Here is a 19799-nt window from a genome sequence, read left to right as displayed (position 1 = left end):
CAGGCATACTCATCACCTGGTTCCAGCACCGCGATATCGAAAGGATGAATCATGACGCACCCCCTTGCAGATATGCCAGACCGTCCTCCGGGGCGAGGTCCATCAGGCACTGCCGCCACCGGCGAACCTTCGCTTTCCATGCAGCAACGCACCGTCCTGGAGCGACTGATCACGCGCCTGGTGGCGCTGACCTCGCAGCAGAATGCGGAAGTGTGGGCCTGCGTCAAACATGACCTCGGCCTGAAAGGCGACACGCCCCTGCTGGCCCGCCATTTCAACGCCGCCGAGGCGAGTCTCAATCAGCGTTTAGCCACGGCTCAGGACAATCATCATCACCGCCAGACGCTGGCGCAGCTCAGCGATCTGCTTGGCCAGGGCAATAACCGCCAGGCGGTGAGTGATTATATTCGTCAGCATTATGGGCAAACCGCGCTGCACGCACTCAGCCAGCCGCAACTGGAGAATATTCTGCATCTGCTGCAGCGCGGTCAGCTGTCGATCCCGCAGCCGCAGCAGCGCCCGCCAACCCTGCGCCCGCTGTTGCCAGCCGAGCATAATACGCTCAATCAGCTGGTGACTAAACTGGCGGCCGCCACCGGCGAACCAAGCAAACTGATTTGGCAGTCCATGCTGGAGCTTTGCGGCGTCAAGTCCGGGGAGCTGATCCCGGCGACACACTTCCTGCCGCTTTCGTACTGGCTGCAGGCGCGGCAGACGCTGAGTGCGCAAAGCGCGCCCACGCTCACCTCGCTGCAGGGGGCGCTCAAGCAGCCGCTGGAAGCCGCGGAGTGGCAAAAGATTGTCGACTTTGCCAGTCGCAACTGGCAGATCACGCCGCAGACCACGCTGAGTCCGGCGCAGATCCTGGCGCTGTTAAACAAGGTGTTTGTGCTGCGGGTGGCCCGCGCCCAGGAGACGCTGGCCATCCCGCAGGAGGAGCCGATGGCGAAGCGGACGTGGAGCGCTAAGCCATGGCAGCTGGCGCTGGGCGCAGTCGTCCTGCTTCTTGTGCTGTGGCTCCTGCTGTAACCCAGCAGCCACAGGCGGCGTTCACGGCTCCCTTTCATGCCAAACGCCGCGATGTTTACTACAGCGATTTCTGGCCGGACACTAACCTAGCGGCGAAAAGAGACGAGGGTGACGAGGATCCCCAGCGCCGCGCAGAGGGCGCCGGCAAGGAACACCGACGAGTAGCCCAGCGAGGTTGCCAGCAGGCCGGTCAGCGGCCCGGTCAGGCCATAGGAGATATCCTGAAAGGCTGCATAGCCGCCGAGCGCGGTACCGCGCACCTGCGCCGGGACGCGCTTCACCACCTCAACGCCAAGCGACGGGAAAATCAGGGAGCAGCCACACCCGGTCAGGGCCGCGCCGGCCAGCGCCACCCAGGCGCTCGGCGCCAGCCCCAGCAGCGTCAGACCAACCGCCTCTATCAGCAGCGAGACCATCGCCACCTTAACGCCGCCAAACCGATCCGGCATCCAGCCGAACAGCACCCGCATCAGCACAAAAGCACCACCAAACGCCGTCAGGGTAAAGCCGGCCATTGGCCAGTTATGACTGGCGAAATAGAGGGAGACGAAGGTGCCGATCACCGCAAAGCCGACGCCTTGCAGACCCAGGCCAATACCCGGCCGCCAGATCATGCCGATGACGCTCCAGAGTGAAGGCCGCTCGCCTCCGTGGGCCGCCACTTTGCGCACGGTACCGTTAATAAGCCAGGCGACGAACGGTAGTCCCATGGTGACGCAGGCCAGCACCGCCACGCCAAAATGGCTATAGATCAATAATCCCAGCGGAGCGCCCACCGCCAGCGAGCCGTACATCGCCATGCCGTTCCATGACATCACTTTACCGGAGCGAGCCGGCCCCACCAGGCCCAACCCCCAGCTCAGATTACCGGTCAGTAGCTGGCTTTCGCCAAACCCAAGGATCAGGCGGCCCAGCAGCAGCAGACCAAGCCTGGCGAGCACTGGTAACGGCAGCAGCGCAGCGGCCAGCCATGCCGCGCCGGCCAGAGCACAGGCCAGCATCCCTTGCAGGACGGAGCGTTTGGCGCCGTACTGGTCTGCCAGGCGCCCGGCGTACCCCCGGGTCAGAACGGTGGCGAGGAACTGGATCCCTACCGCCACGCCGACCACAGTGTTGCCAAATCCCAGCTCCTGATGGACAAACAGCGGGATCACCGGCAGCGGCAAACCGACGGTCATATAGGTCAAAAAGACGGCAAACGTAATACGGAAGAGCGAAAAATTCGCCGATGAATGGGATGTTGTTTCAGTAACTGCGGACATGCATTACTCCAGATTCGCAGAGTAAGGCGAGCAAAGCGACACGCCCCCTCCACCTGATTATCAGGGTTAAGGCGCGTTGGTTGACGTTAAACGCTTACGCATTAGTGGAGAGACTAATGGATACGCCAGCAGTGTGCCTGCAGGCCCTTAACCTGTCAAGATGACAAAAAAGGGGAGCCATAGGCTCCCCTCTGCGCATCGCGTGCTGGTTAAGCGTTGTATTTACGCATCACCAGCGTGGCGTTGGTGCCACCGAAGCCGAAGCTGTTAGACATTACGGTGGTCAGCTTAGCGTCAGTCGGTTTGGTGACGATGTTCAGGCCGGCAGCCTGCTCGTCCAGCTCTTCAACGTTGATGCTCGGCGCGATAAAGCCGTGCTCCAGCATCAGCAGAGAGTAGATGGCTTCCTGTACGCCCGCCGCGCCCAGCGAGTGGCCGGTCATCGCTTTGGTTGCCGAGATAGCCGGGCTGTTGTCGCCAAATACTTCGCGGATGGCGCCCAGCTCTTTCACGTCGCCGACCGGAGTGGACGTACCGTGGGAGTTCAGGTAGTCGATCGGCGTATCAACGCCGTGCATCGCCATCTGCATGCAGCGCACTGCGCCTTCACCAGACGGGGCTACCATGTCTGCGCCATCGGAGGTTGCGCCATAGCCGACGATTTCGGCATAGATATGTGCGCCACGCGCCAGGGCGTGTTCCAGCTCTTCCACCACGACCATACCGCCGCCGCCGGCGATAACGAAGCCGTCACGGTTAGCGTCATAGGTACGGGACGCTTTTTCCGGGGTGTCGTTGTATTTAGTGGACAGCGCGCCCATGGCGTCGAATTCGCAGGCCATTTCCCAGCACAGCTCTTCGCCGCCGCCGGCAAAGACGATGTCCTGTTTGCCCAGCTGGATCTGCTCTACCGCGTTACCAATACAGTGGGCGGAAGTGGCGCAGGCCGAGCTGATGGAGTAGTTAACGCCGTGAATTTTGAACGGCGTAGCGAGGCAGGCGGAAACGCCAGAAGCCATCGCTTTGGTGACCACATACGGGCCCACGGCTTTCAGACCACGCGGGCTACGCATGGCATCGGCGCCGAAGACCTGGAATTTCGGGGAACCGCCGCCGGAGCCTGCGATCAGGCCGACACGCGGGTTATTCTGATATGCTTCCGGCGCCAGGCCTGCGTCGGCAACGGCCTGTTCCATGGACAGGTAAGCATAGATGGAGGCGTCGCTCATAAAGCGCACTACTTTGCGGTCAATGAGGCCAGTGGTATCCAGTTTGACGTTGCCCCATACGTGGCTGCGCATCCCTGAATCTTTAAGCTCCTGAGAGAAAGTGATCCCTGAACGTCCTTCACGCAGAGATGCCAGGACTTCCTGCTGGTTATTACCGATGCTGGAAACGATGCCCAAGCCAGTAATCACTGCACGTTTCATTAAATACCTCTGTAAGTCGCACTATTTTAAGTTTCGTGTCGCACAATAGCGTACACTTGTACGCCGAACAAGTCCGATCAGACATTTTGTGTATAAATTTGCGCCCTCAGGCACACATCGTTAAGATCGTGCTACGCCTTGTGATTCGAGTAACTTACGTGAAACAAAACGCCATACAACCCGCCAACCTGGAATTCAACGCTGAGGGTACACCTGTTTCCCGAGATTTCGACGATGTTTACTTTTCCAATGACAACGGTCTGGAAGAGACTCGCTACGTTTTTCTCGGCGGAAATCGCCTGCCGGAGCGCTTCCCCAGCCACCCTCGCCCGCTGATGATCGTCGCGGAAAGCGGCTTCGGCACCGGGCTCAATTTCCTCACCCTCTGGCAGGCGTTTGACGTTTTTGTTCGTGATAACCCGGACGTTACCTTGCAAAGGTTACATTTCATCAGTTTTGAAAAATATCCGCTGAAGGCTGAGGATCTCCGCCTGGCGCACCAGCGCTGGCCAGAACTGGCCCCGTGGGCGCAGCAGCTACAGGCGCAATGGCCGTCGGCCTTCGGCGGATGCCATCGTCTGCTGCTCGACGGCGGGCGGGTGACGCTCGATCTGTGGTTTGGCGATATCAATGAGCTGACCAGGGAGCTGGATGATTCGCTGAATCAGCAGGTGGACGCCTGGTTTCTTGACGGCTTTGCCCCGGCGAAAAATCCCGACATGTGGACCCAGGATTTGTTCAACGCCATGGCGCGTCTGGCGCGGCCCGGCGGGACGCTGGCCACCTTTACCTCCGCCGGCTTTGTCCGCCGCGGCCTGCAGGAGGCCGGCTTTACCATGCGTAAAAGCAAAGGCTTCGGCCGCAAGCGGGAGATGCTGACCGGCGAGATGGCACAAACGCTGAGCTTTCCTGCGCGCGCGCCCTGGTTCGCTCGCAGTAGCAGCGATGCCCGCGAGGCAGCCATCATCGGCGGCGGGATCGCCAGCGCCCTGCTCTCCCTCGCGCTGCTGCGCCGCGGCTGGCAGGTGACCCTTTACTGCGCCGATGAGGCTCCAGCGCAGGGCGCCTCCGGCAATCGCCAGGGCGCACTGTATCCGCTATTAAGCCAGCACGATCCGGCGCTGGCGCGCTTTTTCCCGGCCGCCTTTACCTTCGCCCGCCGAATGTATGACGCGCTGCCGGTGATGTTCGATCACCAATGGTGCGGTGTCACCCAGCTCGGCTGGGATGAGAAAAGCGCGCATAAAATCGCCCAGATGCTGGCGCTGAATTTACCCCCGGACATCGCTTGCGCGGTGACGGCGGAACAGGTTGCCGAGCTGACCGGCGTCGATACCGGCTGCGACGGCATCACCTATCCGGCCGGCGGCTGGCTGTGCCCGCAGCAGCTCACCGCCGAGCTGCTGGCACTGGCGGCAACCCGCGGACTGCACGTGCACTATGGTTATCCCGTCGAAACGCTCAGCCCGGAGGGCGATGGCTGGCTGCTCAATCAGCAGCGCTATCATCAGGCGGTGGTGCTGGCCAACGGCCACCGCATTACTGATTTTGCGCAAACTGCCCAATTGCCGGTCTATCCGGTTGGCGGCCAGGTCAGTCATATTCCCACCACCCCGCGGCTTTCCGCCCTGCGCCAGGTGCTGTGCTACGACGGCTACCTGACGCCACAGAATCCGCAAAATCAGCAGCACTGCATTGGCGCCAGCTACCATCGCGGCAAAACCGACACCACCTTCAGCGAAGAAGATCAGCAGCACAACCGGCAACGGCTGATCGACTGCTTCCCGGGCGCGGAGTGGCCGCAGGACGTGGATATCAGCGCCAATGCCGCCCGCTGCGGCGTGCGCTGCGCCACCCGCGATCATCTGCCGATGGTCGGCAATGTGCCGGACTATGAGGCAACATTGACGCAATACGCCAGCCTCCACGAACAGTTGGATACTGCCGGCAGTGCACCTGTCTGTCACAACCTGTTTGTGCTTGGCGCGCTCGGGTCGCGCGGACTTTGCACCGCGCCGTTAAGCGCGGAGCTACTGGCGGCGCAAATGAGCGCGGAGCCGCTGCCGCTGGATGGCGACACCCTGGCAGCGCTGAATCCGAATCGGCTATGGGTGAGAAAACTGCTGAAGGGAAAAGCAGTGAAATAAAACCGTGAGGGCAGGCAATTTCCCGGGTACGGCTGACGCCTGACCCGGGCTACAATATGGCTCAGGCCGGATTTTTAGCCTGTTGATACAGGTTATGCCACATTCCCTGCACCAGAATTTGGTCCGGCGGCGACAGTTCGCCAGCGCTGATGGCCTTCTCCAGGCTCTGGCTGACTTTGCTGTTTACCGCTTCAGCAGAATGCTCGCCCTCACCTTCCAGCTCAGCCACTGCCAGCGTCAGGTGGCCGCGCAGATAACCGCCGGCAAACAGTTCATCATCACTGGCGTGGTCTACCATGTTGTCAATCAGCGCCAGAATGCGTGATTCAAACTCCGCGATCATCATCTTACCTCTTGTCATGTAATGTGTGGCCTTAGTGCAGGTCTTCCGGCCACGGAAAGTGTTCTGCCGTCAATGGCGGCGTTTGATAATAGTGTTGTAATGCGCGAATAAAGCGCGCCGGACGTTCGGGGATCCCTTGCTCAAGCAAGCTCATCACCTGAGCATGCACCCGGCGCTGGAAGGCAATGCGATCGGGCTCAACGTCCCCTTCCAGATTGTCACAGCTGACGTTAAACGGAAATCCCGCCGCCACGCAGAACAGCCACTCAAAGGCCTGCGGTTTCACCTCGACGTCCTCAAACTGGCTTTGGGTCATCGCATCGCGGCCGTCCGGGCAGTACCAGTAGCCAAAATCTACTTGTTGGCGACGCGCCTTGCCGGCGACACACCAGTGAGAGATCTCGTGCAGGGCGCTGGCAAAAAATCCGTGCGCAAACACGATACGGTGATAGGGCGTTTCATCGTCAGCCGGAAGGTAGATCGGCTCATCGTCGCCTTTAATCAGGCGGGTATTAAAATCGTCGGCAAAGCAGCTGTCGAAGAGGTCAATCAGCTGCTGATAATGGTGTTGCTGTTGCATTAATGAATTCCCAACCACTGCAAAATCTCAGCCCCGTGGCTGTCGTAAAGAAGTTTCGCGCTCATCACCGCCGAGACGATAACGATCATCGGCCGGATCAGCGACTGCCCTTTACTCAGCACCAGCCGGGACCCGGCGCGGGCGCCAATAAACTGGCCGGCCATCATCACAAAGCCGGTGGCCCAGATAACCTTTCCGCCGATGATAAACAGCAGCAGGCCGCCGACGTTTGAGGTGGCGTTCAGCAGCTTGGCATGGGCCGTCGACTTGGCAAGGTTAAACCCGGCCAGAGTGACAAAAGCCAGGGCGTAAAACGAACCGGCGCCGGGGCCGAAAAAGCCATCGTAAAACCCTACGCTGCCGCCAGCGACCAGCGCAAACGGCAGACCGTAAAGCCGACGCTGCCGGTCGGCTTCGCCCAGTTTCGGCATTAGCAGGAAATAGAGGCCAATACCGATCACCAGCAACGGCAGGATCTGCTTCAGAATATCAGACTGCACGTGCTGCACCAGCAGCGCGCCGGCGGTTGAGCCGATAAAGGTCATCAGAATATTCAGCTTCTGATCGGCCAGATTAACCACCTTGCGGCGGACAAAATAGAGGGTCGCCGATAGCGAACCGCCACAGGCCTGCAGCTTATTGGTCGCCAGCGCCTGGGCTGGCGGCATGCCGGCCGCCATCAGCGCAGGGACAGTCAATAAGCCCCCGCCCCCCGCCAGTGAGTCAATAAAACCGGCCAGAATAGCGACAAAGAAGAGTACCACCAGCACCAGCGGTGATACGGCAAACAACTCGATAAAACTATCCATTACAGCACATGCTCATCCAGTAGCGCCTGGCAGGAAGGCGGCAGCGGCGGCGGCGTCTTCTTCACAGGAGGGGTAGACCCGGGTTTAGGAGGTTCGAACCAGCTCTGCAGCTCCGCCCCGCAGCCATCGCCGGGCGGCGGCGGTGCTTGATCTTCGCACTCGAGGCTCCCCGCCGGGCAGCGCAGTCGGACGTGCATATGAGCGCGATGCTGGAACCAGGGACGGACTTTACGCAGCCACTGGCGGTCGCTGCCCGCGTCCAGGCACAGCTGCTGTTTAATCGCCGGGTTGACGAAAATACGGGTAACATCGCTATCTTCCGCCGCCAGCTTGATCAGCTGGCTGATTTGCGGACTCCACAGCGACGGTACCACGCGTTTGCCGTCGCTGGCGACCAGGTCCAGCGCCTGCGGCTTCAACAGCTGAGACGATGTCCAGCGCGTTTGCGGCAGCTGGAGGAAGATATCGACATCCAGCCCCGTCTGGTGGCTGGCGTGGCCGCCGTTAAAGCGCCCGCCCGCCGGCATCCCCATATCGCCAATCAGCACGGTTCCCATGCCTTTATTGTGCACCTGATTACTCAGGCGCTGAATAAACTGCACCAGATCCGGATGACCGAAGTAACGACGCTGATCGGTACGCATCACCTGATAGCCGGTAGCGCTCAGAGGGAGCGCCTCGGCACCCACGATACAGCCATTGGAAAAGGCACCGATTGACTGGGCGCTGCCGCCGATCGGCTGGGTTATTTTCTGCCACGGCGTGGCGGCCAGGCTACCGGCGCTGGCCAGCAGCGCGAGCAGTGCGATAACGGTGTTTTTCATGGTTACCAGCGTGGAATTGTCGTCGTCACGTCGCCATTCTGCGCGCGCTGACGCATAAAGTGATCCATCAGAACGATCGCCAGCATCGCCTCAGCGATCGGTACGGCGCGAATGCCGACGCACGGATCGTGACGCCCTTTGGTGATCATCTCCACTTCTTCGCCAAAGCGGTTAATCGTATGACCGGGAACGGTAATGCTGGAGGTAGGCTTCAGCGCGATGTTGGCAACGATCTGCTGGCCGCTGCTGATGCCGCCAAGAATGCCGCCGGCGTGGTTGCTCTGGAACCCGGCTTTGGTGATTTCATCGCGGTTTTCGCTGCCGCGCAGCTTCACCACTTCAAAGCCGTCGCCAATCTCCACGCCTTTCACAGCGTTGATGCTCATCAGCGCGTGGGCGATATCGGCGTCAAGGCGGTCAAAGACCGGCTCGCCGAGTCCTGGCGGTACGCCGTCGGCGACAACGGTAACTTTGGCGCCAATGGAGTCTCCCTCTTTTTTCAGGCCGCGCATCAGTTCATCGAGAGCGTCAATTTTATCTGGATCCGGGCAGAAGAAGGGATTCTGCTCAACCTGATCCCAGTCTTTGATGGCCAGCGGAATATCACCCATCTGTGTCAGGCAACCGCGAATGACAATGCCGAACTTCGCGGCGAGGAATTTTTTGGCAATCGCCCCGGCCGCCACGCGCATCGCGGTTTCGCGCGCAGAAGAACGACCGCCCCCGCGATAGTCGCGCAGACCATACTTTTGCTCGTAGGTGTAATCGGCGTGGCCCGGACGGAACAGATCTTTGATCGCGCCGTAATCCTGCGAACGCTGATCGGTGTTCTCAATCAGCAGGCCGATACTGGTCCCGGTGGTAACGCCTTCGAAGACGCCGGAGAGGATTTTGACCTGATCCGGCTCGCGACGCTGCGTGGTGTAACGCGAGGTGCCCGGGCGACGACGATCGAGGTCGTGCTGCAGGTCGGCTTCGGTCAGCGGGATGCCCGGCGGCACACCGTCAACGATGCAGCCCAGCGCCAGGCCGTGCGATTCGCCGAAGGTAGTGACGCGAAAGAGTTGTCCAATTGTATTTCCTGCCATCACGGCTCCAATCTTTTTTCGTTATGTTGGCGTGTTGTTTTTTTAGTCTTTATAAATACCGAAGTGCGCACGGGCGTCAATTAGCTGCTGTTTGGTCAGCATGAAGACCCCGTCGCCGCCGTTATCAAACTCAAGCCAGGTAAACGGCACGTCCGGATACTGCTCCATCAGATGTACCATGCTGTTACCGACTTCACAAATCAGAATTCCGTCGTCGCTGAGATAATCCGGCGCGTTGCCGAGGATACGGCGCGTTAGCTTCAGACCATCGCTTCCGGAGGCCAGACCCAGCACCGGCTCGTGCTCATACTCTTCCGGCAGATCGGCCATATCCTCTTCATCGACATACGGCGGATTGGTGACGATCAGATCGTACTGCAGCTTCGGCAGATCGCGGAACAGGTCGGAACGGATCGGCGTCACATGATGGATCAGGCCGTGGGACTCCACGTTGTGCTCGGCGACGGCCAGTGCGTCCGGGGAAATATCCACCGCATCAACTTCCGCCTCCGGGAAGGCATAGGCGCAGGCGATGGCGATGCAGCCGCTGCCAGTGCACATATCAAGGATATGCTGCGGCTTATGGTTAATCAGCCCGGCAAACTGGTTATTGATCAGTTCGCCAATCGGGGAGCGCGGCACCAGCACCCGCTCATCAACGTAAAACTCATGGCCGCAGAACCACGCTTTGTTGGTCAGATAGGCGACGGGAATACGCTCGTTCACGCGGCGGATCACCCGCTCTACAATGCGGTGTTTCTCGCTGGAGGTCAGGCGCGCAGTGCGCATGTCTTCCGGGATATCCAGCGGCAGATACAGCGACGGCAGCACCAGCTGTACCGCCTCGTCCCACGGGTTATTAGTGCCGTGACCGTACCAGATATTAGCAGCGCTGAAACGGCTTACCGACCAGCGCAGCATGTCCTGAATGGTATGCAGCTCATTGACTGCCTCATCAACAAAAATTTTATCCACGACATCCTCCAGGGCACACTCTGCTATAAATTCGGCGGCTAGTGTGCCATGAAGACGGCGATAAATCAGCATTCTTGCGTGGGGTGGTCGGGGAAAAAACAGGTTTTCCTTGCCCGAAGGGATATTGTGTCGGGTAAACTAGCGCAAAGTATGAATGAGAGCGGACAATGAAAAAGAAGACATCGCTAAGCGAGGAGGATCAGGCGCTGTTCCGTCAGCTGATGACCGGCACGCGAAAGATCAAACAGGACACCATCGTTCACCGCCCGCAGCGCAAGAAAATTACCGAGGTTGCTCCTAAGCGTTTGCTGCAGGAACAGGTCGATAACAGCCACTATTTCTCTGATGAGTTTCAGCCGCTACTGAATACCGAAGGCTCGACGAAATATGTCCGCCCTGACGTCAGCCATTTTGAGCTGAAAAAGCTGCGCCGTGGAGATTATTCGCCGGAACTGTTTCTCGATCTGCATGGGCTCACCCAGCAGCAGGCCAAACAGGAACTGGGGGCACTGATTGCCGCCTGCCGCCGCGAGCATGTATTTTGCGCCTGCGTGATGCACGGGCACGGGAAACACATCCTCAAACAACAAACCCCGCTGTGGCTGGCGCAACACCCACATATTATGGCGTTTCATCAGGCGCCAAAAGAGTACGGCGGTGACGCCGCACTGCTGATACTGATTGAGGTCGAGGAGTGGCAACCGCCGGAGCTGCCGTAACGGCGGGCTCCGGGGGGCCGTTAGATGGCGTTGGCCATCTTGAGGTTGCAGGGGCTTTTCTGCCAAAGGAACTCACCTTTGCCGTCGGCATCCAGCGTCACGCAGGCGATAGCCGAGGTGGTGAACATCGGGGGCGTTTCCCCCGGACACAGCTCTGAGACCAGATACCCCACCAGCGGCAGGTGAGAGACGACCAGCGCCGTCGCCACGCCTTCATTCGCCAGCGCCTGCAGATAGGCGCTCACCATTCCCACATCGCCGCACGGCGTGAGCTCCGGCATCACGTCGACATGTTTTGGCAGGTTCATGCACTCCCCAACAATATCCAGCGTCTGTTCCGCACGCAGATAGGGACTGACAAGAACGCGCTCAATATCCACTTTTTGACCTTTCAGCCAGGTTGCCATCTGACGAGACTCATCACAACCACATACGGTTAATGGACGAACCGAGTCACTGGCTGCATCGAGGGCAGCGTCGCCGTGACGCATAATAAAAACTTGCATATTGCACCGCTTTTGTTAACCAGAAGCACCGTAGTTTGGCCTGCGAAGACAATACGCAGGCGACCCGGTGGCCGGGCATTGTGCCTGATCCATTCCACGAATGAAACGCTGTTTTTTACCTCAATGGCGTAAGTATAGTCAATCATTGTTTACAAAACAGCCAATCAACAGCGTCATCCGTAGCCGGATTTACCTTCTTTGACCACAACTTAGGTCAGCCGTTCATCCGCTGGCCAAAAGGTGGTCCCCTGTTCGGCCATGCGTAATAAAGTGTCACAGGGTGTAAAACGTGGGCCGTACTGGGCGGCCAGGCGCTGCAGGATCGCGGCAACTTCACCCGCGCCGATAGTATCCATATACCGGAACGGGCCGCCAAGAAATGGCGGAAACCCTATACCAAAGACGGCGCCGATATCGCCATCGCGCGCGCTACGGATAATCTGCTCATCAAAGCAGCGCGCCGCCTCGTTAAGCATCATCATCACACAGCGCTCCGCCACCTGCTGCACGGAGAGGCGCGACTGCGGGCGGTCGATGCCGAGCAGCGAATAGACTGCCGGGTCGGGCCGTTTTTTGCTTTTACGCCCTTTTGTCTCATAAAGATAGAAACCACGATTATTTTTTCTACCTTTGCGATCGTCCTTCAAAATCGCGTCAATGATGTTTGCAGGCGGGCTAAAACGTTCTCCAAACGCGCTCTCCAGCACGGGGATAATTTTGGTGCCGGTATCGATACCCACCTCATCCAGCAGCTGAATCGGCCCCACCGGGAAACCGAATTTAACCAACGCGTTATCAATGACTTCAACCGGTTCGCCTTCCACCAGCAGGCGCATCGCTTCATTGATATATGGGGCGAGGATGCGGTTCACATAGAAGCCCGCTTTATCTGCGACAACAATCGGCGTTTTCCCCTGCCGTTTAGCCAACTGCACCACGGTGGCGATAGTCTGCGGGTCGGTTCCCTTATGCGGGATTACTTCCACCAGCGGCATTTTTTCCACTGGACTGAAAAAGTGCAAGCCGATTACCCGTCCCGGACGGCTGGCATGGGCGGCAATATCGCCTATCGGTAACGACGAGGTGTTCGAGGCAAAGATAGTCTGCGGCCCGCCGTTTTGCTCCACTTCACTGACCATCCGCTGTTTCAGCGCCAGGTCTTCAAATACCGCCTCGATCACCACATCGCGATGAGCAAAGCCCTGATAGTCGGTAGTGCCGGAGATCAGCGCCAGCTGACGATCGCGCTCCGCTGGGCGCAATCGACGCTGGCGAACCTGTTTATTCAGCAGATCCCAGCTGTACTTTAAGGCGTGATTGATGCCACGCGGCTGGATATCTTTAATCCGCACCGGCAGCCCGCCCTTACAGGCGGTCACATAGGCGATCCCCCCGCCCATCAGGCCGCCGCCCAGCACAGCAACGCTTCTCAGCGGACCGGGATCTGCTTCGGCGCCACGATCTTTTTTCAGATCGGTACTGGCAAAGAAGATTGAGCGAAGCGCCTGCGACTGCGGGGTCATCGCCAGTTCACCAAATGCGCGCGCCTCTTCGGCGTAACCGCTGCTGCAGCCGTGGGCCAGGCCATTCTCGACGACCTGCAAAATTCGCTTCACCGCCGGGTAATTCCCCTGAGTCTTGCGCTGCGTTTGTTTGCCGACAAACTGGAATAACAGATGGCGCCCCAGGGGCCCTGCCAGTACGCGTTCGCGAACAGGTACCTCGCGGCTGGACGGGCGCCCCTTCAGCGCCAGCTCCACCGCCGCCTGCAGTAAAATCGCCTGCGGCACCACCTCGTCTACCAGGCCAGCCTTCAGCGCCTGCCGCGGCCGCAGCTGCTTGCCGGTCAGCATCATATCCAGCGCGGTGCTGACCCCGATCAGTCGCGGTAAACGCTGCGTCCCGCCGGAACCCGGCAGCAGGCCAAGCTGTACCTCCGGCAAGCCGAGCCGGGTTTTTTCGTCATCGCTACAGATACGGCCGTGGCAGGCCAGCGCCAGCTCCAGACCGCCGCCGAGGCAGGCGCCGTGGATGGCGGCAATCACCGGGATCGACAGGCCATGGATCTCAGCCATAATCTGCTGTCCCTGGCGCGCCAGCCCTTCCGCCTCCTGCGCGCTGCGGCAGCGGGCAATCATGTTGATATCAGCGCCGGCGATAAAGTTATCCGCTTTGGCGGAGATAAACACCACGCCGCGTACCGACTTATCATCACGGACCTGACGTATCAGCCCCCGCACCTGACTGCCAAACTCAGCTTTCAGGGTATTCATTTTCTCACCCGGGGCATCAATGGTGATCACCGCGACTTTGTCCGCACGGACCTCAAGCTTAAAAGCGGAAACAGTATCCATTATTCAGCCTCCACGATCATCGCCGCACCCAGACCACCTGCCGCGCAGGCCGTCACCAGACCAAATCCCCCGCCCCGTCGCCGCAGCTCATGCAGCGTCTGGGTGATCATCCGCGCGCCGGTGGCGGCAAAGGGGTGACCGTAGGCGATAGAGCCGCCGAGGACGTTAAATTTAGTCTCATCCACCTCACCGGTGGCCTGCGCGCGGCCCAGCACCTCGCGGGCAAAGCGGTCGCTTGCCAGACACTGGAGATTGGCCAGCGTCTGCGCGGCGAAAGCTTCGTGCATATCAATAAGCGTCAAATCCCCCAGCGTCAGGCCCGCGCGCTCCAGCGCCAGCGGCGTGGACCATGCGGGCCCCAGCAACATATCCTGCCAGACGTCGATGGCGGTAAAGGCATAGCTGCGCAGATAGCCCAGCGGCCTCAGCCCCAGCTCTTTAGCCCTCGACTCAGTCATCAGGATCACCGCCGCCGCGCCGTCCGTGAGCGGCGTACTGTTGGCGGCGGTGACGGTGCCATGTTTGCGGTCAAAGGCCGGGCGTAACTTCTGATAATCTGCGAGGGTTGAATTTTTACGAATATTGTTGTCCTGCTCCAGCGGTTCCCGGAAAGGGGGCGCATAGGCGGTCATCACCTCTGCGGACAGTTTCCCCTCTTCCCAGGCTTTGGCTGCCAGCTGGTGCGAACGATGTGCCAGGGCATCCTGTTGCTCGCGGGCGATCCCCCAGCTTTTCGCCATCTGCTCGGCGGTATCGCCCATCCGCAAGCCGGTTGAATATTCAGCTACCGCCGGGGGGACCGGCAGCAGGTCGCGCGGCCGCAGGCGGGAAAACAGCTTCAGTTTCTGGCTCAGCGTGCGTGCCTTATTGGCATCCACCAGCGCGCGGGCCAGCGTTTTACTGACCCCAATGGGCAGGACAGAGGAGGAGTCGGCGCCGCCGGCAATACCGGCGCGGATGGTGCCGGCCATCAGGCTTTCAGCGACGTTCGCCACGGCCTGGAAACTGGTGGCGCAGGCGCGGCTGACGCTATAGGCGTCGGTATGTACGCTCATGCCGGTACCCAGCACAATTTCCCGGGCGATGTTAGGCGCTTCCGGCATCTGCACCACCTGGCCAAAGACCAGTTGTTCGATGACTTCGGCAGGAATGTCGCTGCGCGCCAGCATCTCGCCAACCACCATTTTTCCTAAATCAACGGCCGGCACGCCATGAAAAGCCGTAGCCTGACGAGCAAATGGCGTGCGTAACCCCGTGACAATGGCAATGCGATCGCCCTGACGGGTGATAAGCGGTAATGCCTGACTCATAACACTCCCCTGTTTACCAAGACAACCAAGTGGTCTGACCTGATAACATTCTTAACTAATTTTTTACATTAAGCCAATTGGAGAAGCGCAAAATTGCGAGCCAAAACACAGTGAAGAGAAAAGGTAACGCCCCGTACTCGGGGCGTCGAGGGGGAAGGATTAACGTAAGCCCAGCTGGAAGATCAGGGATTCTGCTTCGCAGCTGAAAACAAAATCGATATCCAGCTGCACACCGCCGTCAAGGTCAGTGAAGGTCGGGTTAATTTGGCACGGCTCAGATTCGACATTGCGGGCTTTTTCGCTTAACGCGGCGAGCGTTTGCTCGGCTTCCGCGCGGTTGGCGAATACGCGGCTGTATGAGGCGGTGCAGTCGGTGTTGTCAACAATCGTGCCAACATCCATACAGCAGCAAACCGGGGTTTCATCAGCGCTACATTTACTCATCGTAGATTTCCTCTGGAGATGCACCTGCGGTGCCAGACAAATTATGTGCCTATTTTACGCCCTGCCCCCGGTGAGCCTCCAGCCGAGAATCGCTCTACCAGCGTTAAGTGACAGAAATCACACTTAAAAATGATCTAAAACAAAAATCCCCTTCTCTCCCCCTTGCTCTCTTCGAGATTTTTGCCAGCTGGATCGCGTTTCTGTTATCACAATTGAAAAACTTCATAAACATACTTGCAACAAATCATCTGGTCAGACCTATACTCAGCGCACTGGTCTGATTTCTTGGTTGTACCGCAGACCCTACACTCCCGCGCTTCTGTTACGGCATGTAACATAGTTTAAAAAAAAATAACTCAATGAGGTTATGGGCATGAGCCAGAAAACCCGCTTTACCCAATCTGCCCTTGCAGTGGCTGTCGCACTTGTTTCCACCCAGGCCTGGTCAGCAGGCTTCCAGCTCAACGAATTCTCTGCATCGGGGCTGGGTCGTGCCTATTCCGGTGAAGGGGCTATCGCTGACGATGCTGGTAATGCCAGTCGTAACCCGGCACTAATTATGATGTTTGACCGCCCGACCATGTCGGCGGGCGCCGTGTTTGTCGACCCGGGCGTTAATGTTTCGGGCACCTCCCCCACCGGCAAGAGCCTGAATGCAGACAATATCGCCCCGACGGCGTGGGTGCCCAACTTCCACTTTGTCGCGCCGATTAACGATCAATTTGGTTGGGGGGCGTCTATCACCTCTAACTATGGTCTGGCAACAGAGTATAACGATGATTATGCGGCCGGCAGCATGGGCGGTAAAACCGACCTGACCACCGCTAACTTCAACCTGAGCGGCGCCTACCGTCTCGACAGCAACTGGAGCTTCGGCTTAGGTTTTGACGCGGTCTACGCCAAGGCGAAGATTGAGCGCTATGCTGGCGATTTGGGGCAGATTGTCGCGGGCTCTGGCGCGCTGCCGCCAGCGCTGGCAGGCCAGGTGGCGAAGATCCCGGCTGACACGCAGATCGCCCATCTTAACGGCAACGCGTGGGGCTTTGGCTGGAACGCGGGGATCCTCTATGAGCTGGATAAGAACAACCGCTACGGTTTAACCTACCGTTCTGAGGTCAAGATCGACTTCGACGGTAACTACCGCAGCAGTCTGCCGGCAGCTTATAACCAGATCCTCGGCAACTTCGGCCTGCCCGCGGGCACCAGCGGCCAGACGACCAATGGTTCACTGACCCTTAACCTGCCGGAAATGTGGGAGCTGTCAGGTTATAACCGTGTAGCGCCGCAGTGGGCGGTCCACTATAGCCTGACCTACACCAGCTGGAGTCAGTTCCAGGAGCTGAAAGCCACCGGCAGCAACGGCCAGACCCTGTTCTATAAAGAAGAAGGCTTCAAGGACGCCTATCGCCTTGCGCTGGGGACCACCTATTATTATGACGATAACTGGACCTTCCGTACCGGTATCGCCTTCGATGACAGCCCGGTGCCGGCTAATAACCGCTCCATCTCTATTCCGGACCAGGATCGCTTGTGGCTGAGCGCGGGTACCACCTACGCGTTCAATAAAGATGCATCGGTTGACGTCGGGGTTTCTTACATGCATGGGCAGCATGTTGAAATTAAGGAAGGCCCGTATACCTTCCGTTCTGAAGGAACCGCCTGGCTGTACGGCGCTAACTTCAACTACCGCTTCTGATAAACAGCGCGCAATAAAAAAGGGTGAACATAGTGTTCACCCTTTTTTTTATCATTCGCCGATCACTGTGAATCGATATCCTTCAGCTCATCCTGAATAGCCTGAGCATTCGGGTTGTCCGCCGGGGTCAGCTTACCGCCGTTGGCGATAAAGTCATGACGCTGGAAGTAGGCTTCACGCATCAGGATGTAAGGGTCGGAAGACTGGCGCAGCAGACCGTCGGAATCCAGCAGCTGAGCGCGTGTCTCAATCCCTTCCACCGCCCATTTACCGATCGACATCGGCCAGGTCAGCCAGGAGAGCACCGGATATAAGCCATCGGCCATATCGCCGCCTTCGTCGCGCAGGGTAAAGCTTCCATAGAACGGCAACTGAACATACGGGCCATAGCCAACGCCATAATGCCCAAGCGTACTGCCGAAACGATGTGGCTCAACCCGCTGTAGCTGCGGATTCGCCATCCCGGCCACATCGATAAGCCCACCCATACCGAGAATGGTGTTCAGGAAGAAGCGGGTAAAATGCACCATACCTTTATAGGGGTCGCCCTGCAGGAAGTAGTTCACCATCACTGCCGGCTCTTCCAGGTTACTGGTAAAGTTGCTTAACCCATTGCGCGCCGGCTGTGGGACATAGTCACGCCATGCCACCGCTACCGGGCGAAGCACGTAAGGATCAACCACATTAAAGTTGAAATTGAACATCGTGCGGTTAAACCCTTCTAACGGGTCTGAGCGCCCCTGCGGCCGATCCCCAGAGCTGGAACTGGCACATCCCACCAGCAATGTGGCGCCAAGCGCAAGCGCCGACAGGCGATAATTCATAGATGTCTCCCTGGTTTTTATGGCTATCGCGAGTTGCCATCCATGACGGAAAGACAACGCTTCCGCCCGTAAAGATGTGAGCGATTGTAACAGCACGTTGAACGATGTCTATATCACCCAAGTTGTTGATTTGATCTTAGCCTGGGAATAACGAAATCGCGGGGCTCCTATTCTACCGGAGCGACAAAAATCTGACGTTACCATTTTTGCGATTTCAGAGTATGCCCAGCCAGACGGCAGGGAAAGCCGCTACGCTATAACTATACAGATTGATAGCGAGGGCCACGAAATGGATGAACTAGACAATAACAAATTAAAGGCAGAGGATGACGAACGAGAAGTGGAAAGTGAGGAAAATCAGCGTGGTGAAGAGATAGAAGTGAATGAAGATCGCCTTCCCTCGCGGGCGATGGCGATCCATGAACATATTCGCCAGGAAGGGGAAAAAGAGATGGAGCGCGATGCGCTGGCCCTGCTATGGTCAGCGATTGCGGCCGGCCTGTCGATGGGAGCCTCTTTGCTGGCGAAAGGGATTTTTCACGTCAAACTGGAGGGGATCCCGGGCGGTTTTTTGCTGGAAAACCTCGGCTACACCTTTGGCTTTATTATTGTGATTATGGCTCGCCAACAGCTGTTCACTGAAAATACGGTCACCGCCGTTCTGCCGGTGATGCACAATCCTACTCCCGGCAACGTCGGATTACTGATGCGGTTATGGTCGGTAGTACTGGCGGGCAATCTCATCGGCACCGCAGTGGCCGCCTGGGCCTTCAATTATATGCCTATATTTGATGAGCCAACCCGTCAGGCCTTTGTCAGCATCGCCGAAGACGTCATGAAAAATAGCCCGACAGAGATGTTCGCCAATGCGATTATTTCCGGCTGGCTGGTTGCCACCATGGTCTGGATGTTTCCTGTCGCTGGCGCAGCCAAAATCGTGGTGATTATTCTCATGACCTGGCTTATCGCCCTGGCGGATACGACTCATATCGTGGTGGGATCGGTTGAGATCCTTTATCTGGTGTTTAATGGAAATCTGCCCTGGAGCGACTTTATCTGGCCGTTCGCCCTGCCGACCCTGGCGGGAAATATCTGCGGCGGGACCTTCATCTTCGCATTGCTGAGCCATGCGCAGATCCGTAACGATATGAGCAGCAAGCGAAAAGCGGAAGCCCGTGCCCAGGCGGCGGAGAAAGGGAAAAAGGCCGGCCGGACATAAAAAAAGCGCCCTGAGTGGCGAGGGTTTAAGCAGTCAGACGGTATGGCTCTTACTCAGGCGGGCAAAAAACGCTATACTCGTGCCGCCTTGTCCCCTTAGTTAAATGGATATAACGAGCCCCTCCTAAGGGCTAGTTGCAGGTTCGATTCCTGCAGGGGACACCATTTATACCTCTCCTGACTTCTACCAAATTCAATAAAGCCCTCTATCCTGGCTATGCGATGTCAACTGATGTCTATC

The 19799-nt window shown here is 58.3% G+C and carries 18 protein-coding genes and 1 tRNA gene; 6 read left to right on the top strand and 13 right to left on the bottom strand.

Annotated elements, in window-relative coordinates; translation table 11 throughout:
- The first annotated feature begins 51 nt into the window (after nucleotides 1–51).
- Entirely contained in the window at nucleotides 52–1029 is a 978-nt protein-coding gene (gene flk, locus LGL98_RS07195) for a flagella biosynthesis regulator Flk (RefSeq protein WP_136034567.1), read from the top strand.
- 86 nt (nucleotides 1030–1115) lie between these two features.
- Here the strand turns inward: flk and LGL98_RS07190 are convergent, their stop codons facing one another.
- Both LGL98_RS07190 and fabB read right to left on the bottom strand, forming a co-directional pair.
- Nucleotides 1116–2291, bottom strand: coding sequence for an MFS transporter (locus LGL98_RS07190; RefSeq protein WP_136034565.1), 1176 nt, complete (start codon nucleotides 2289–2291; stop codon nucleotides 1116–1118).
- Nucleotides 2292–2500: 209 nt separating this feature from the next.
- Complete coding sequence (gene fabB / locus LGL98_RS07185; RefSeq protein ID WP_002913291.1) at nucleotides 2501–3721, bottom strand: beta-ketoacyl-ACP synthase I; 1221 nt, start codon at nucleotides 3719–3721, stop codon at nucleotides 2501–2503.
- Between the two features lie 158 nt (nucleotides 3722–3879).
- Here fabB and mnmC point away from each other — a divergent pair, with 158 nt between their 5' ends.
- Entirely contained in the window at nucleotides 3880–5868 is a 1989-nt protein-coding gene (gene mnmC / locus LGL98_RS07180; RefSeq protein ID WP_136034563.1) for a bifunctional tRNA (5-methylaminomethyl-2-thiouridine)(34)-methyltransferase MnmC2/FAD-dependent 5-carboxymethylaminomethyl-2-thiouridine(34) oxidoreductase MnmC1, read from the top strand.
- A gap of 61 nt (nucleotides 5869–5929) precedes the next feature.
- Here the strand turns inward: mnmC and LGL98_RS07175 are convergent, their stop codons facing one another.
- Genes LGL98_RS07175 through prmB form a run of 6 tightly spaced genes read right to left on the bottom strand, consistent with a single transcriptional unit; the run spans nucleotide 5930 to nucleotide 10487 of the window.
- Complete coding sequence (locus LGL98_RS07175; RefSeq protein ID WP_136034615.1) at nucleotides 5930–6211, bottom strand: YfcL family protein; 282 nt, start codon at nucleotides 6209–6211, stop codon at nucleotides 5930–5932.
- A gap of 31 nt (nucleotides 6212–6242) precedes the next feature.
- Nucleotides 6243–6791: an elongation factor P hydroxylase gene (locus LGL98_RS07170; protein WP_136034561.1), complete on the bottom strand. Its 549-nt coding sequence runs from the start codon at nucleotides 6789–6791 to the stop codon at nucleotides 6243–6245.
- Nucleotides 6791–7600, bottom strand: a complete 810-nt coding sequence (locus tag LGL98_RS07165; RefSeq protein WP_002913340.1) for a sulfite exporter TauE/SafE family protein — start codon at nucleotides 7598–7600, stop codon at nucleotides 6791–6793. Before LGL98_RS07165 ends, LGL98_RS07170 begins: the two co-directional genes overlap by 1 nt.
- On the bottom strand, nucleotides 7600–8424 hold the full coding sequence (gene mepA, locus LGL98_RS07160) for a penicillin-insensitive murein endopeptidase (protein ID WP_136034559.1): 825 nt from the start codon (nucleotides 8422–8424) through the stop codon (nucleotides 7600–7602). Before mepA ends, LGL98_RS07165 begins: the two co-directional genes overlap by 1 nt.
- 2 nt (nucleotides 8425–8426) lie before the next feature.
- Nucleotides 8427–9512 (bottom strand): chorismate synthase, encoded by a 1086-nt coding sequence (aroC, locus tag LGL98_RS07155; protein ID WP_025713435.1) that lies wholly within the window; start codon nucleotides 9510–9512, stop codon nucleotides 8427–8429.
- A 42-nt stretch (nucleotides 9513–9554) separates the two neighbouring features.
- Nucleotides 9555–10487, bottom strand: a complete 933-nt coding sequence (prmB, locus tag LGL98_RS07150) for a 50S ribosomal protein L3 N(5)-glutamine methyltransferase (protein ID WP_136034557.1) — start codon at nucleotides 10485–10487, stop codon at nucleotides 9555–9557.
- A 167-nt stretch (nucleotides 10488–10654) separates the two neighbouring features.
- Here prmB and smrB point away from each other — a divergent pair, with 167 nt between their 5' ends.
- A complete protein-coding gene (smrB, locus tag LGL98_RS07145; RefSeq protein ID WP_002913348.1) occupies nucleotides 10655–11206 on the top strand; it encodes an endonuclease SmrB in 552 nt (183 codons plus the stop codon).
- A 20-nt stretch (nucleotides 11207–11226) separates the two neighbouring features.
- Here the strand turns inward: smrB and sixA are convergent, their stop codons facing one another.
- The 4 genes from sixA to LGL98_RS07125 all read right to left on the bottom strand — a co-directional run bounded on the left by sixA (nucleotide 11227) and on the right by LGL98_RS07125 (nucleotide 15820).
- Nucleotides 11227–11712 (bottom strand): phosphohistidine phosphatase SixA, encoded by a 486-nt coding sequence (sixA, locus tag LGL98_RS07140; protein WP_002913355.1) that lies wholly within the window; start codon nucleotides 11710–11712, stop codon nucleotides 11227–11229.
- A 209-nt stretch (nucleotides 11713–11921) separates the two neighbouring features.
- Complete coding sequence (gene fadJ / locus LGL98_RS07135) at nucleotides 11922–14066, bottom strand: fatty acid oxidation complex subunit alpha FadJ (RefSeq protein ID WP_136034555.1); 2145 nt, start codon at nucleotides 14064–14066, stop codon at nucleotides 11922–11924.
- Nucleotides 14066–15376, bottom strand: a complete 1311-nt coding sequence (fadI, locus tag LGL98_RS07130) for an acetyl-CoA C-acyltransferase FadI (protein ID WP_136034553.1) — start codon at nucleotides 15374–15376, stop codon at nucleotides 14066–14068. Before fadI ends, fadJ begins: the two co-directional genes overlap by 1 nt.
- Nucleotides 15377–15535: 159 nt before the next feature.
- Complete coding sequence (locus LGL98_RS07125; RefSeq protein WP_114692648.1) at nucleotides 15536–15820, bottom strand: YfcZ/YiiS family protein; 285 nt, start codon at nucleotides 15818–15820, stop codon at nucleotides 15536–15538.
- A 367-nt stretch (nucleotides 15821–16187) separates the two neighbouring features.
- Here LGL98_RS07125 and fadL point away from each other — a divergent pair, with 367 nt between their 5' ends.
- Nucleotides 16188–17516 (top strand): long-chain fatty acid transporter FadL, encoded by a 1329-nt coding sequence (gene fadL / locus LGL98_RS07120; RefSeq protein ID WP_136034551.1) that lies wholly within the window; start codon nucleotides 16188–16190, stop codon nucleotides 17514–17516.
- 62 nt (nucleotides 17517–17578) lie between these two features.
- Here fadL and mlaA read toward each other — a convergent pair whose 3' ends face one another.
- Nucleotides 17579–18340, bottom strand: a complete 762-nt coding sequence (gene mlaA, locus LGL98_RS07115; protein WP_002913362.1) for a phospholipid-binding lipoprotein MlaA — start codon at nucleotides 18338–18340, stop codon at nucleotides 17579–17581.
- 289 nt (nucleotides 18341–18629) lie between these two features.
- On the opposite strand from mlaA, the gene LGL98_RS07110 reads away from it, so the two are divergent.
- Complete coding sequence (locus LGL98_RS07110; RefSeq protein WP_114692650.1) at nucleotides 18630–19559, top strand: formate/nitrite transporter family protein; 930 nt, start codon at nucleotides 18630–18632, stop codon at nucleotides 19557–19559.
- A gap of 89 nt (nucleotides 19560–19648) precedes the next feature.
- Nucleotides 19649–19723, top strand: a tRNA-Arg gene (locus tag LGL98_RS07105).
- The last annotated feature ends 76 nt before the right edge of the window (nucleotides 19724–19799 follow it).

This window comes from Klebsiella africana (assembly GCF_020526085.1).
Classification (GTDB): Bacteria; Pseudomonadota; Gammaproteobacteria; order Enterobacterales; family Enterobacteriaceae; genus Klebsiella; species Klebsiella africana.
This window is presented reverse-complemented; position numbering and strand designations above follow the sequence as displayed.